This is a genomic window from Parafannyhessea umbonata (assembly GCF_900105025.1).
Lineage (GTDB): Bacteria > Actinomycetota > Coriobacteriia > Coriobacteriales > Atopobiaceae > Parafannyhessea > Parafannyhessea umbonata.
This window is the reverse complement of sequence record NZ_LT629759.1, coordinates 289,930-303,514: the sequence shown is the minus strand read 5'-3', so window position 1 is coordinate 303,514 and position 13,585 is coordinate 289,930. Positions and strand designations below refer to the sequence as shown.

Sequence of the window (13,585 nt, the reverse complement as noted above, 5' to 3'; positions counted from 1 at the left end):
GACAGCGTACCGTTTCCTTAAACTGCGCTGACATGCACGCGACGGCACTATGAAACCATGGGAGGCAGCCACAAGAAAGAGAAGGGGCAACCGCGAGCCGTGTGAGACGGTCATGCGGGCCCGGGTGAAAGGATGCTGCCATGGCGGAAAGCCACATAAACGAGTGCGATGTCGAGAAGTGCCTGCGCAAGATGGTTGCGACCAAGACCGGCCGCGCGTCACTTGCGGCTGCGACTGGGCTTGCCGAGGCCGCGCTCGCGGCAGCGGTCCTGTCACCGATTGGCGCGGCGGACGCCCTGTTTGGCGGAAGCCTTGCGGGACGCGCCGCCGCGATGGCCTGCCTCTCCCCCGCAGCAGCCGTCTGGGCTTGCGCCGTCATCCTCACGTGGCACATGGGCCGCGAGGCGTCTCGCACGTGCACTGCCATCATGGTGACACCCGCAACCCTGTTCGCGTTCCTCGCGTTGAGCGCAGGGGACGCGCTGGCCCACCTTGCGACGGCGGGCGCAGTGCCCACGGCAGGCGCACTCACCACGTTTGCCCTGGCACCGCTGGTTGGACCGCTTGCCATCCGTCTTTCCCTGCTGGTACGAGCGGCCGTGATGCAGAGTGAGCCTTGGGTCGAGGCGCATTGCGACGACATGGACGGCATGTACGGTCGCGGAGCGCGATCGGCGAACGCTGCGGCGCCCGCCAATCGCGGGATGCTCGCGTAAGGGATGGGGAACGCGCGGCAAGACGCGCGCCCGCGGCACGGCGACGCGAGCAAGGTGACATGGGACGCATGGGAGGGCCCGGGCCAGGAGTGCGGGCCCTTCTCGTCTTTTGGCTGTGCCGCCCGTGGGCTTTATGCCACAATGGCTCAGGAGCATTTGCGGCTCAAGAACGTTCGCGCGAGCGCCGGAGGCAGCATGCAGGACGTCGTGATCAGACAGGCGGTGCAGGCCGACCTGGACCCCGTGATGGAGGTGTACGCCTCCGCGCGCAGGTTCATGAAGGAGACGGGCAACCCCACCCAGTGGGGCGACGACTTTCCGCCAAGAGAGCTGATAGACGGGAGAATCTGCCGTGGCGAGCTGTACGTCCTGGCGCAGGAAGGCGCCATACACGCTGCGTTCGCGCTCATCCTGGGACCAGACCCGACATATGCGCGCATCGAGGGCGGCAGCTGGGAATCGGACTCTCCGTACGGCACGCTGCATCAGGTCGCGAGCGACGGAAGCGTACGCGGCGTGTTCCAGAAAGCCGTGGACTTCTCCCTTGGCCGCCGGAGACACCTGAGGGTGGACACGCACGCGGACAACAAGGTGATGCAGGCCGCCATCCTTCGCGCGGGATTCCAATACCGCGGCATCATCTACGTGCGTGACCACTCCCCGCGCCTAGCCTACGAGCTCGTGGCATAGGGGCCTGGCGCCTTACGTCGTCCAGCCCTCATTGCTCCGCCGCGACATCAGCCTCGCTCTCCCTCATGGCCCACGGCGTATGCAAGTCATTGCAGTCACGCGGCTTATAGCGGCGCTCGTGCGCACATTCGCAGAACGCACAGTCCTAGGTTCACAATTTCGAACCACTTCCTTGCATATCGCGACGTCAGACGCCATGGAAGCGGCACTAGAATCGTGTTAGGAACATTGTTTGGACGCACCATCCGCCCACACAGAGGAGGCACCCCCATGGGACTGGTCGAGAAGATCAAGAATGCCATGTTCAGGCCCGACGGCAACTCCGAGGCCCCCGCGCCCGCCAGCTTCGTCACCGCGCCCGGCACGATATACGCACCGGTGACGGGAACCGTCGTCACCCTCGACGAGGTTCACGACGAGGCGATATCCGGCGGATTCTTTGGCGAGGGCGTAGGGATCGTTCCCCAGGTCGGCGTCGTGTACGCACCCGTGAGCGGGCGCATCGGCGCCACGACGGTCACGAATCACGCCATCGGCATGACCATGGCGGGCGGGGTGGACATCCTCATACACGTAGGCATCGACACCGTCGAGATGAACGGCGAGGGCTTCACGCGCCTTGTCGAGTCGAACCAGAAGGTCAAGGCCGGCACGCCGCTTCTGACCTTCGACATTGACGCCATCCGCGCGGCCGGCCACGACGACGTGGTGACCATCGTGATAACCAACTACTCCGACTACGGCAGCGTCGACAACGTGAGCGACAGCAACACCATGATCGCGGGACACCCCCTGGTGAAGGTGGGAGACCCGCTCCTGGTGGTCACCACGAAGTAGCGACCCCCACGCGCACGCGGCGAATCCGCACAAAGCGGATCCGCCGCAGTCGGCTGCCTGCGACCAGCCGCGGCGTTTTTCTGCCACGGGAGCCTTCGCGGCTATCCCCGCGGCTACTCCCTGCTGTGGATCACGTGGTACTTGAACTTGTCCACGCGCGCCGAGCTCCGCGTGAACTCGATGATGCGCCCAGCGGCGTTGTACGTCAGGCGCGAGATCTCCAGCACGGGCGACCCCTCCGGAATCAGCAGCAGCTCCGCGTCGGCCGCGCGCGCCGTCATCACGCGGACCTCTTCCTCCGCCGTCTTGATGGTCTGGCCAAACTCGCTTTCGAGGAGGTCGTACAGCGAATGGTTGCTGACCTTCTCGTGCGTAAGGCTCCCAAACATCTCCAGCGGCAGATAGGTGTGGCCCACGAGCATGGGCTCGTCGTCGGCAAGGCGCAGGCGGTGCAGGTGCCACACGGTCGCGCCCAGGTGCAGGCCGAGCGCGGAGCTCACGGACTTGTTCGCCTCTTCCTGCGAGAAGCTCAGGACCTGCGTCTTGGGCGTCTTTCCAAGGCGACGCATCTCCTCGGTGAAGCTGTAGCACAGCGCGAGGTCGGTCTCGGAGTGGCGCGCGTCGGAAACGTAGGTGCCCTTGCCGTGGCGACGCGTAACGAGCCCCATCTTCTCTAGGCTGTCGAGCGCCAGGCGGACCGTCGTGCGCGAGAGCCCGTACTGCTGCGAGAGCTGGCGCTCCGAGGGCAAGAGGTCGCCCGGCGCCATGTCGTTCTGAATCTTGTCCCTCAGGATGTCGAACAGCTGGTCATACAGGGGCTGCTTTCGAGTCAAATCCACCGGGCTCATCTCCTAGACGTCGCGCAGGACTGGTAACTACCACATACCAATTCTACACGGGGGCGGCCGCGGTTCGCCACAGGGGCCGCACGTTGGCGACAAGTGGCCCACTTGCCGACCCAAGCGGTCCATCCGTCACAAAAATGGCTGTTAGCGACTACAATGTTAAGCACCTGTTCGCATGGTTTGGACAAAGGGGAACAGCGCGTTGCACAGCGTGACACTGCGACGCGCGCACGTTCCTCTCGCCCGCGTCATGCGCAACTGGTATTAACGTTTGGTACAAGGGTACAGGGCACGGCGTCACCATGGGGGCAAGGTGCCGAGAAGAGCTTGGAGGCCAAAGTTGAGGATCGTTCGGACGACGGACTACAAGGACATGAGCCGCAAGGCCGCGAACATCATCTCTGCGCAGGTGATACTGAAGCCGGACTCCGTGCTGGGGCTTGCCACCGGCAGCACGCCCATCGGCACGTACCGCCAGCTCGCGGAGTGGTGCGCGAAGGGCGACTGCGACTTCTCGCACGTGAGCACGTACAACCTGGACGAGTACCGCGGGCTTTCGCACGACCACGTCCAGAGCTACCACTACTTCATGCGCAAGAACTTCTTCGACCACATCAACATCGACCTGGCCAACACCCACGTGCCGGACGGGGCGAACCCCGATTCCGACGCCGCGTGCGCGGAGTACGACAGGATCGTGGCGGACGCGGGCTACCCCGACCTGCAGCTTCTGGGCATCGGGCGCAACGGCCACATTGGGTTCAACGAGCCTGACAGCGTGTTCAGCAAGGGCACCCACATGGTGAACCTGACGCAGAGCACCATCGACGCGAACAGCCGCCTGTTTGACAGCCCGGACGAGGTGCCGCGCCAGGCGTACACCATGGGCGTCCAGACCATCATGTATGCGCGCAGCATCCTTGTGGTCGCAAACGGCGAGGACAAGGCGGACGCCGTGCGCGCCATGTGCTTTGGGCCGGTGGACCCGCAGTGCCCCGCCTCGATCCTGCAGCTGCACACCAACTGCACCGTGATCGCGGACGAGGCCGCGCTCAGCAAGTGCCCGCTGTAGCCGGCGGCACGCGTGGGACCTAGGGACATGCGGACGCTCGAGCGCTGCGACGTGCTGGTGGTGGGTGCCGGGCTTGCCGGCACGCAGGCGGCGCTTGCGGCGGCGCGCCAGGGCGCGCGCGTGCGCATCGCGTCCGCGGGCCCCCTGTTTTCCGGCTCGAGCTTCTTTCCCGGCACGTGGGGGCTGGGGCTTGTGGGACCGCACGACGAGGACGACGCAGAGGACCTCGTTCGCACGATCTGCCACGTGGGGGCAGGCATGGCGGACGAGGCCCTTGTGCGCACGCTCGTGCACGGCATCCCCGGCGCGGTACGGGAACTTGCCGCCCAGGGCTGCGAGCTTGCGCGCCCCACGGCCGGAAGCGAGGAGGAGCTCGACTACGTGCCCTGCTTTGACCACGCCACGCGCGACTGGCACGGCATCCGGCGCGATGGCTACGTGCATGCCGTCGGGCGGCTGCTGCGCGAGGAGGGCGTCGCCCACACGGCCGGGCTCGAGCTTTTGGACGTGCTCGAGGCATCGGACCGGGTATGCGGCGGCGTCTTTCTGGACCGCGCGACGGGCGACCTGGCATATGCGCCGTGCGGCAGCATGGTCCTGGCGACGGGCGGCCTCGGCGGCCTGTTCGACCGCACGCTCGCCGGGCCAGACGCTGGCGGGTGCGCGCACGCCATAGTGCTCGAGCACGGCGGGCGCCTCGTGAACGTGGAGTTCCAGCAGATCATGTGCGGTCTTCTCGCCCCGGTGCGAGGCGTCGTCTTCAACGAGCGCACGTTTCGCTATGCACGGCTGCGCGCGGCTGACGGCACACGACTTGCGCTGGACGAGGACCTGCTGCGCATGAGGTCGGCCCACGGTCCCATGACGGCACGCCTTCCGGACCTTGCCGTCGACCTGGCCATCGCGGCCGCGGGCGCGGCGGGCGCTTCCGTGGAGCTAGATTTGCCCAGCCCGCTGCCGGACTTCGTGGGCACGTATGCGCGGTGGGCGGAGCAGGCGCTTGGCCCCGGCTGGACCCGCGGCCTCAGGATCTGCCACTTTGCGCACGCCTCGAACGGCGGCGTCGCGATTGACGCGCACGCGCGGTGCCTGGGGGCACCGCAGGGCCTCTTCGCGTGCGGCGAGCTAACGGGAGGCATGCACGGCGCGGACCGCATAGGCGGCCTTTCCAGCGCAAACGCGCTTGTCTTTGGGAAGATTGCCGGAAGCGAGGCCGCCGGGTCCACCGCGCCCGCGCCTTTGGCGGCGCCCGCGCTCCCCCGCTGGGCGCGCGACCACGCCTGGCGCGCGGCCGATGTCGCCGGCTTGTCCCACGACGCAGCGCCCGACGTGGCCCTGCTGCGCCGGACCATGGGCGAGCACTGCCTGGTACGGCGGGACGAGCCCGGCCTTGCGCATGCCATCGACACGCTGCTGGGCATCCGTGCCACCGCGCGAGAAAGGCAGCTTGCGCTTCTCGCCACGTCGGCCCTCGCTGCCGCCCGTGCGATGCTCGAGCGGCGCGAGAGCCGGGGCGCCCACTATCGCGCCGACCACCCCCGCGAGCGCGGGGAGTACGGGGCGCCCATCTTCGTGGACATGCGGGACGGCGGCCCGCATGCCAGCATTGCGCGCGTGCCGGAAGCTACCCCTCGACCGCCGCGCAGAACCACTTCGTCAGGCTCGTTGGGTGCGTGATGCCCGTGCCCACCACGACGGCCCACGCGCCGGCGCCCATGGCCGCCGCGGCGTCCGCCGGCGTGTGCACGTGCCCCTCGCAGATGATGGGCAGCCCCGGGAACTCGCTGGTAGCCTGACGCAGCAGGTCCAGGTCCGGGCCCTCGTCCATCGTGGTCTGAATCGCGGGCTTGTTGTGGCTGAGCGTGGTCGACACCAGGTCGCAGCCGCACGCGACGGCGTTCCTGATGTCCTCGATCGTCATGCAGTCCGCCATCACGAGCGTCTCGCACTGCGCGCGCAGGTCGCGCACGGTCTGGGCAAACGTGCGCCCGTCCGGCCTCGGCCGCGCCGTCGCGTCGATGGCGACCACGTCCGCGCCGGCGTTCACGCACGCGACGGCATGACGCAGCGTCGGCGTGATGTACACGCCCTCGTGCCCCTCCTTCCACAGGCCGATCACGGGCACCTCCACGCGGCCCTTGATCGCGGCGATGTCCGCCAGGCCCTGGCAGCGGATGGCCGCGGCGCCGCCCTCCTCGCACGCCTGGGCCATCTGGGCCATGGTCTCCGGGTGGCGCAGCGGCTCGCCGGGATACGCCTGCACGCTCACGACGAGCTTGCCCTTGAGGGACTGGACGAGAGGAGCTACTTCCATTGCTTCACCTTTCCCCTAGGCGGCCGTGCGGCCGCGGCTGAAATCGTGCTACTCGAGGCCGACGTACGCGGAGCGCACCAGGTTCTCGGCCGCGCCCACGAGCGGCGCGTTGTCGCCCAGCTGGCCGTCGCGTATGGGCGTGTGCGCCTGCGGCGGCATGACGGCGCCGTCCCAGCCGGACTGAAGCGCCCGGTGCCACACCGGCCCGCACTTGGCCACGGAGCCGGAGAGCACCACGCACTCCGGGTCGAACAGGTTCACCATGTTGCCAAGCACCTCGCCCAGCGCGCGCCCGGAGCGCGTCTCGGCCGCGACGGCGGCCTCGTCGCCGTCCTCCGCCGCACGGCTGATATACGCGCCGTCCACGGGGGCGCCCTTCTCGTCCGTCTTGGCACCGCCCAGCTCCAGGTAGCGCTCCAGGATGCCGGGGCCGGCCGCGATGGTCTCGACGTGGCCCACGGCTCCGCACTGGCACGGGATTCCGCGCGCGTCCACGCACGTCACGTGGCCGATGTTTGTCGCGGCGCCGTGTGCGCCCAGCAGCAGGTGGCCGCGCTCCACGAACGCGCCGCCGATGCCCGTGCCCACCGCGCACACGAACACGGACTCCGCTCCCCTGCCAGCACCCCAGCGGGCCTCGCCCAGCGCATGGGCGTGCACGTCGTTCATGACGCGTGCCTTCAGGCCAAAGCGCGCCTCGAGCTCCGCGCCCAGGTGCGTGCCGCCCCAGCCGGGCATCATGTCGTTCGCGTACGTGATGTCACCCGTCAGGGGGTCCACCACGCCGCCGGTGGAGACGCCGATGCCGCACGCCTCGCGGTCCGCCTCGCGCAGCACGCGCTCCACCTGGCCCACGATGACCTCCAGCACGTGCCTGCCGCCGAGCTTCGCCTCCGTGGGCGCCTTGCCATAGTGCTCGATCGCAGGCTCGCCCGCGTCCGACAGCGTCACGAGCGCCGCCGCGACCTTCGTGCCGCCCACGTCCACGGCCACTACCCTCTTGAGCTCATCCATCGCTTCTCCCAACTCTTCGCAAGCCTCGCGCCCGCGCCTACGCCTCGAGCACGCCCGTATCCACCAGCACCTTGCGGATGGCCTCGCGGTTCGCGCCCTCGAGCGGCTTCACGGGCCTCGGCATCTGGCTGGAAGCGAACACGCCCATGAGGTTCAGGGCGCACTTGAACGCGCCGACGCCGCCGGCGTAGCCCTGCACGCCGGACGTGACGTCAAATATGTGCGACACCTCGTTTATCTGGTCCTGCAGCTCCTTCACGCGGGCCCAGTCGCCGGCCTCGGCCGCCTTCCACTGCTCCACGTACGGCACGGGGATCACGTTCGCGAGCCCCGGGACCGATCCGTCCGCGCCGCCCAGGTACGCGCCGTCCACCACGATCTCGTGGCCGGTCAGGAGCGTCAGCGGGTGGCCGTTCTTCTCGTTCTCCTGCACCAGGTAGCGGAACGACACGTCGTCGCCGGAGGAGTCCTTCACGCCGGCGAGCACGCCCTCCGCGCCCAGCCTGGCCAGAAGCTTCCACGGCAGCTTCGTGTGCACGCACACGGGGATGTCGTACGCAAAGATCGGTGCGTCCAGCTCCTCGTGCAGGATGCGGAAGTGCTCCTCCACCTCCGTCATGCCCTGCAGCGCGTAGAACGGGCACGTCGCCACGAGCGCGTCCGCGCCCAGCGCAAGCGCGCGGCGGCCGTGCTCAAGCATGCGCTCCGTCTCCGTGTCGATGATGCCCACGAGCACGGGCACGCGATGGTCCACGATCCGCACGGCCTCGCGCACGATCTGGTCGCGGCGCTCGTCCGTGGAGAACACGACCTCGCCCGTGGACCCCAGGAAGAACAGGCCGTCCACGCCCGCGTCGATCATCCTGTTGATCACGCGCTCGAACGAGGGCACGTCCAGCTGGTGGTCGTCCGTGTCCGGAACGGTGACGGGCGGGACGACGCCCCTGATCTTGAAGTCTGCCATGTCTCCTCCTCATCCGTGGCCACGCGGCCACACTGCAAGCAATCCAATCCGTGGGCCGCTCGGCCCGGCGGACATCTAACCTATTCCTCCCGCAACGCCGCCGCAAGCCTCGCCGCCACGGGCTTCTCCACCGCCCCCGCCGGGCTCTCCGCCGCCACGGTCCCCGCCGGAGCACGCGTCCCACGGCGCCACCAGGTACGCCATGAGCGCATCCTCGAAGTCGTTCACGCGCTCGTGGCCCCACTTGGGGTACGTCAGGTGGCGCTTCTCGCCCGTCACGCGGTTGAAGACCGCGTACTGGCTCTGCGGAAGCGCCGCGTCGTCCATCATGGACGTGCCCAAAAGCAGCGGGGCGCGAAGCAGCGTCGCCATGTTAGCCGCGTCCACGTAGTCAAGCGCCGAGAAGAACGCGGCCTCCCGCGCCGCGGTGGGGTCCTCCACGCGGAAGTGGTTCCTGACGGCTGCGTACACGAGCCTGGAGCCGCCGGCCTCCCACGTGGCGCGCACGTCCGCCGGCATGGGGTTGAGCGCGGCCACGCGGCGCAGGCGAACCGTGCCATCGCACGCGTCCAGGGCGGCTGCCGCGTCGATGGCGAGCGCGCCGGCAAGGCCCTCGCCCCACGCGGACAGGTGCGCCACGTCCGTGCGCGGAAGCGACGCCGCGGCCTGGGCCGTGCGCGCCATGTCCTCTATCAGGCGCGTCATCTGCAGGGCTGCGGGGCCCTGCTCCCACCCGGCGCACACGTTTCCCGACCACGGCCTGCGCTCCAGCTCGACCACGGCGTGCCCTATGGCCGCAAAGCGGGTCAGGTGGTGCCAGCCGCGCGGACCGCACGTCACGTCGTGCGTCATCACCACCGTGGGCACGCGCGGCGCGACAGCGCCGCCGCGGTCCGCGCCGCCCGCGCCGCGGGGGCACACGTAGCGCGCGTGCAGCTCCGCGCCGTCCGCCGCCGCAAACGTCAGCCGCTCGTACGTGGCGACGGGCGTGTCGAAGCCGGCGGGCTCGCGGCGCACGGCGTCAGGTGCAAGCGGCGCGGCCGTACCAAGGCGGCAGCGCCAGAAACCCGCAAGGTCCACTGGCACCGTCGACGTGCCGTCGTATGCCTCGAACACGCGCATCTGCCGCGTCAGACCGCCCATGTCACGCCCCCTGCCAGAAGAAGCGGAGCACCTCGTCGTCGAAGGCGGGTATCTCCTCGTGGCCAAAGTCCGGGTACAGGATGTGGCTCTTCTCGCACGTCAACGCGTTGTACACCGCAAACTGCGTCTCCGGCGGGCACACAGTGTCCGCAAGGCCCGTGCCAAACAGCACGTCGCAGCGCACCCGGTGCGCGAAGCTCAGCGTGTCGATGTAGCCGAGCCTCCCCAGCCACTCGTCCGCGCGCGAACCGTCCGCGTCGAACCAGCGCGAGTAGTAGCGTATGCCCTCGTACGCAACCTCGTCCGCGCCGTCCTCCCACACGGAGCGGAAGTCGCTCAGAAACGGATACAGGATGGCGGCCCTGCTCACGAGGTCTGGGTTCAGCGCGCAGGTCGCAAGGCCCACGCCGCCGCCCTGCGAGTCCCCGTACACGCACACGCGAGAAAGGTCGATCCCCGGCAGCTCGCGCACGATGCGGCACAGCACGCGCACGTTCTGGTGCAGCCGCACGTAGTACAGGTCCCTGGGGTCGCCGTCCAGCCCCAGGACCACGTGGCCCGCGACCGTCGTGCCGGCGTACGCGCCCACGTCCTGGCTGCGGCCGCCCTGGCCGGGGTTGTCCATCGTGATGTCCGCGAACCCCATGCCCGCGAAGGAGCAGTTCTCGAACCAGCTGCGCGTGCGGCCGGGATAGCCGTGGAACCTCAGCACCAGCGGCACGGGCCGGCTGTCGCCCGCAGGGCCGAGCGGCCTTAGGTAGCGGGCGTAGACCTTCTCGCCCCGCACGCCCCGAAACCAGATGTCGCTGAGGCGGCACGTGGGCGTGCTGGGCGCGTCCGCGGGTACGACCTCAAAGTCAAGCGGCGCCGCATCGGCCTCCGCCATGCGTTCGTCCCAGAACTCATCGAAGTCGTCCGGGATCGCGCTCGCGCCGCGATACGCCTCGAGCCTTGCCAGCTCCGTTTCGCTCACCATGGTCCCACCCCCTTCTTCACGTTGGCCTTGCCTCATGCACGCTCCTGGGGGACGTCACGTTGCCATGCCGCCCTCCAGGGGCGTGCCGGCGCGCCGGAACCCGAGCGTCCGGGCCAGCGCGCCGAGCACCACTACCCTACTGGCCGAGCTTCGGGTGCAGAAGCGACGGCGCGGCGCCCAGAAGCGTCTTCGTGTAGGCGTCCTGCGGGTGCTCGAACACCTGCTTCGCCGGACCCTGCTCCATGATCTGGCCGTGGTTCATCACGATGATGCGGTCGGATATGTAGCGCACGGTCTGGATGTCGTGGCTGATGAAGATCATGGACAGCCCGAGGTCGCGCTTGAGGTCCGTCAGCAGGTTCAGGATCTGCGCGCGGACGGACACGTCGAGCGCGGAGGTGGGCTCGTCCGCGATGATCGCGTCAGGCTGCAGCGACATGGCACGCGCGATGGCGACGCGCTGGCGCTGTCCGCCGGACAGCTGCCCCGGCAGGGCGCGCAGGGCGCTCTTGGGAAGGCCGACGAGTTCGATGAGCTCGTTGATGCGCCTCTCCTGCTCCTGCGCGGTGCCGACCTTGTGCACAAGGAGCGGATCGCGCAGTTGGTCGTGGACGACCATGCGGGGGTTGAGCGCGGTCGCGGGGTCCTGGAACACGACCGAGACGACGCGACCGATCTTCTTGCGCAGGTCCGCCGTGCGCTTCGTGACGTCCGTCCCCTTGAAGTACACGTGACCGGACGTGGGCGACTGCAGGCCGCACATGACGTTTGCCGTGGTGGACTTGCCGCAGCCGGACTCGCCCACGATGCCCACGGTCTCGCCCGGCATGAGCTTGATGGTTACGCCCTGGACGGCGTGAACGAGGTTCGGGTGCAGGATGGAGCCCGTGCGGGTCCTGAACGTCACAGAGATGTCGTCGAGGAAGATGATGGGCTCCTCTTTCGTGGCGTCGCTCACCTACCTCACCTCCTTTGCCGTCGCAATGCCGGCCCTCTGGAGGTACGGAAGAAGGCCGTTCTTCTCGAGGTACTCGTCGGGCAGCTCGGAGTACTTGTGGTGTGAGCCTCCCGGCAGGGCCTTGATGACGGGGTGCACGTCGAGGCCGAGCGTGGGGTGGCTGGAGCGCGGCGCGAAGCGGTCGCCCTTCGGGAAGTCCTCGGGCGACGGCACGGAGCCGGGCACCTGGTGCAGGCGGGAGCCATCCTTCGCGCCCTCCTCGATGGAGAGGACCGAGCCCAGAAGACCGCGCGTGTACTCGTGAATCGGGTTCGTGAGCAGCTCCTTTGTGGGGGCCTGCTCGATGATCTGACCGGCGTACATGACGGTGATCTCGGATGCGACCTCCGCCACGAGCGCGAGGTCGTGGGACACGAAGATCATGGCGAAGCCGAGCTTTGCCTGGAGGTCGTTCAGGAGCTTGATGACCTGCTTCTGGACGGTCACGTCGAGGGCGGTCGTCGGCTCGTCGCAGATGACGAGGGACGGGTCGCGGGTGAGCGCCATGGCGATGAGCACGCGCTGGCGCTGGCCGCCGGAAAGCTCGTGCGGGTAGCTCTCGAGCGTGCGCTTGGGGTCGAGGCCGACGAGCTCGAGGAGCTCCTCCGCGCTGCGGGTGCCGCCGCGGCTCGTGAGCTGCTTCATCTGAGCGGAGATGAGCATGGACGGGTTAAGCGACGAGAGGGCGTCCTGATAGACCATGGCCATCTCGGTGCCAAGGAGCTTGCGGTGCTCCTCGTCGCTGATCTTGAGAAGGTCCGTGCCCTTGTAGTCGATCTCGCCGGAGATCCTAGCCGTCTTGGGCAGGAGGTTCATGATCGACTTCGTGGTGATGGACTTGCCGCATCCGGACTCGCCCACGAGCGCCATGCACTGGCCGGGACGGACGTCGAACGAGACGTGGTCCACGACGTTCACGTCACCATGCGAGGGGAAGCTGATGCAGAGGTCCCTGACAGAGAGTATGGGTTTGACGGACAGGTCCGGGACGTGACGGTCCGTGCGCGCGAGCTCCACCTTCCGAAGGGCGCCGAGCCTGCGCTCGAGGGAGGCCGCCTGCTCCTTGTAGGCGCGGACGGGGTCGGAGGCGAGGATGTCGTCCGCACGACGGCTCTCGCTGTTCTCGGCGTCAACCGGCGCGGCAGGGGCCGCCGCCATGGCGTCCGTGATGCCCTCGGAGAGGATGTTCAGCGCAAGGCACGTGACCATGATCGCGATGCCCGGGAAGAGCGCCTGCCACCAGCGTCCGGACAGCACGCCCGCGCGGGCGTCGGCCAGGATGTTGCCCCATGTTGGCGTCGGCTCCGCGATGCCCGCGGACAGGAAGGTGAGCGACGCCTCGAAGATGATGGCGTCGGCGACGAGCGTGACGGTGAACACGAGGATCGGCGCGGCACAGTTGCGAAGGACGTGCTTCACAAGGATCCACGGGGCGCGGGCGCCCGAGACGATGACCGCGCGAACGTAGTCCTCGCCGTACTCACTCATGATGTTCGCACGAACGAGGCGCGCGATCTGCGGCATGTACATGAAGCCGATCGAGAAGATGATCGCCGGCACGGACTTGCCGAGGATGGTGACGAGGACCGCCGCGAGGGCGATGCCGGGGACGGACATGATGATGTCGAGGATGCGCATGATGACCTCGGACACCCACTTGCGGGACACGGCCGCGATGGCACCGATGATGGAGCCGGTTACGAGCGCGAACAGCGTGGCGCCGAAGCCGATGACGAGCGAGATGCGACCGCCGTACAGCATACGGGACAGGATGTCGCGGCCCTTGTCGTCGGTTCCGAAGACGTGCGCCGCCGTCGGGGCCTTGCGCGCTATGTCGATGGCATAGGGGTCGAACGGCGCGATGACGGACGCCAGGACCGAGAGGATCACGACGACGGCGAGGATGCCGAGCGCAATCTTCGAGCTGGTGCGCATGCTGCCAAGACCCTTGAGGCTGGGCTTCTTGGCGGACAGCGCCTCGAGCTCCTCGGCTCCTTCCTTTCTTCTTGTCAGCATG

At 68.3% G+C, this 13,585-nt stretch carries 13 protein-coding genes; 5 read left to right on the top strand and 8 right to left on the bottom strand.

The window, feature by feature from the left end; translation table 11 throughout:
- Positions 1-140: 140 nt before the first annotated feature.
- The 3 genes from BLT96_RS01470 (at position 141) to BLT96_RS01460 (ending at position 2,243) form a co-directional block, all read left to right on the top strand.
- Positions 141-716 carry a hypothetical protein gene (locus BLT96_RS01470; protein ID WP_090861312.1) on the top strand — a complete coding sequence of 192 codons (576 nt, stop codon included), beginning with the start codon at positions 141-143 and terminating at the stop codon, positions 714-716.
- A 195-nt stretch (positions 717-911) separates the two neighbouring features.
- Entirely contained in the window at positions 912-1,406 is a 495-nt protein-coding gene (locus tag BLT96_RS01465) for an N-acetyltransferase (protein ID WP_090861311.1), read from the top strand.
- Between the two features lie 270 nt (positions 1,407-1,676).
- Positions 1,677-2,243, top strand: a complete 567-nt coding sequence (locus tag BLT96_RS01460; RefSeq protein WP_090861310.1) for a PTS sugar transporter subunit IIA — start codon at positions 1,677-1,679, stop codon at positions 2,241-2,243.
- A 113-nt stretch (positions 2,244-2,356) separates the two neighbouring features.
- Here BLT96_RS01460 and BLT96_RS01455 read toward each other — a convergent pair whose 3' ends face one another.
- Positions 2,357-3,082, bottom strand: a complete 726-nt coding sequence (locus BLT96_RS01455) for a GntR family transcriptional regulator (protein WP_245719291.1) — start codon at positions 3,080-3,082, stop codon at positions 2,357-2,359.
- A gap of 346 nt (positions 3,083-3,428) precedes the next feature.
- Between BLT96_RS01455 and nagB the strand changes: the two genes are divergently transcribed.
- Positions 3,429-4,160: a glucosamine-6-phosphate deaminase gene (gene nagB / locus BLT96_RS01450; RefSeq protein ID WP_090861308.1), complete on the top strand. Its 732-nt coding sequence runs from the start codon at positions 3,429-3,431 to the stop codon at positions 4,158-4,160.
- A gap of 12 nt (positions 4,161-4,172) precedes the next feature.
- Positions 4,173-5,837 carry an FAD-binding protein gene (locus tag BLT96_RS01445; RefSeq protein ID WP_157692092.1) on the top strand — a complete coding sequence of 555 codons (1,665 nt, stop codon included), beginning with the start codon at positions 4,173-4,175 and terminating at the stop codon, positions 5,835-5,837.
- Here the strand turns inward: BLT96_RS01445 and BLT96_RS01440 are convergent.
- From BLT96_RS01440 to BLT96_RS01410, 7 genes are all read right to left on the bottom strand, one after another.
- Positions 5,785-6,474: an N-acetylmannosamine-6-phosphate 2-epimerase gene (locus tag BLT96_RS01440; RefSeq protein WP_090861306.1), complete on the bottom strand. Its 690-nt coding sequence runs from the start codon at positions 6,472-6,474 to the stop codon at positions 5,785-5,787. The genes BLT96_RS01445 and BLT96_RS01440 overlap by 53 nt on opposite strands.
- Positions 6,475-6,522: 48 nt before the next feature.
- Positions 6,523-7,488 (bottom strand): ROK family protein, encoded by a 966-nt coding sequence (locus BLT96_RS01435; protein WP_090861305.1) that lies wholly within the window; start codon positions 7,486-7,488, stop codon positions 6,523-6,525.
- Positions 7,489-7,525: 37 nt separating this feature from the next.
- Positions 7,526-8,452: a dihydrodipicolinate synthase family protein gene (locus BLT96_RS01430; protein WP_090861304.1), complete on the bottom strand. Its 927-nt coding sequence runs from the start codon at positions 8,450-8,452 to the stop codon at positions 7,526-7,528.
- Positions 8,453-8,527: 75 nt separating this feature from the next.
- Positions 8,528-9,595: an acetylxylan esterase gene (locus tag BLT96_RS01425; RefSeq protein ID WP_090861303.1), complete on the bottom strand. Its 1,068-nt coding sequence runs from the start codon at positions 9,593-9,595 to the stop codon at positions 8,528-8,530.
- 1 nt (position 9,596) lies between these two features.
- Entirely contained in the window at positions 9,597-10,571 is a 975-nt protein-coding gene (locus BLT96_RS01420) for an acetylxylan esterase (protein ID WP_090861302.1), read from the bottom strand.
- 136 nt (positions 10,572-10,707) lie between these two features.
- Positions 10,708-11,529, bottom strand: a complete 822-nt coding sequence (locus tag BLT96_RS01415) for an ABC transporter ATP-binding protein (protein WP_090861301.1) — start codon at positions 11,527-11,529, stop codon at positions 10,708-10,710.
- Positions 11,530-13,584: a dipeptide/oligopeptide/nickel ABC transporter permease/ATP-binding protein gene (locus BLT96_RS01410; protein ID WP_090861300.1), complete on the bottom strand. Its 2,055-nt coding sequence runs from the start codon at positions 13,582-13,584 to the stop codon at positions 11,530-11,532.
- Between the last annotated feature and the right edge of the window lies 1 nt (position 13,585).

Coding starts and splice junctions, on each gene's coding strand:
- BLT96_RS01440 (WP_090861306.1), bottom strand. CDS start 6,474: ATGGAAGTAGCTCCTCTCGTCCAGTCCCTCAAGGGCAAGCTCGTCGTG.
- BLT96_RS01470 (WP_090861312.1), top strand. CDS start 141: ATGGCGGAAAGCCACATAAACGAGTGCGATGTCGAGAAGTGCCTGCGC.
- BLT96_RS01430 (WP_090861304.1), bottom strand. CDS start 8,452: ATGGCAGACTTCAAGATCAGGGGCGTCGTCCCGCCCGTCACCGTTCCG.
- BLT96_RS01465 (WP_090861311.1), top strand. CDS start 912: ATGCAGGACGTCGTGATCAGACAGGCGGTGCAGGCCGACCTGGACCCC.
- BLT96_RS01460 (WP_090861310.1), top strand. CDS start 1,677: ATGGGACTGGTCGAGAAGATCAAGAATGCCATGTTCAGGCCCGACGGC.
- BLT96_RS01420 (WP_090861302.1), bottom strand. CDS start 10,571: ATGGTGAGCGAAACGGAGCTGGCAAGGCTCGAGGCGTATCGCGGCGCG.
- BLT96_RS01435 (WP_090861305.1), bottom strand. CDS start 7,488: ATGGATGAGCTCAAGAGGGTAGTGGCCGTGGACGTGGGCGGCACGAAG.
- BLT96_RS01425 (WP_090861303.1), bottom strand. CDS start 9,595: ATGGGCGGTCTGACGCGGCAGATGCGCGTGTTCGAGGCATACGACGGC.
- BLT96_RS01410 (WP_090861300.1), bottom strand. CDS start 13,584: ATGCTGACAAGAAGAAAGGAAGGAGCCGAGGAGCTCGAGGCGCTGTCC.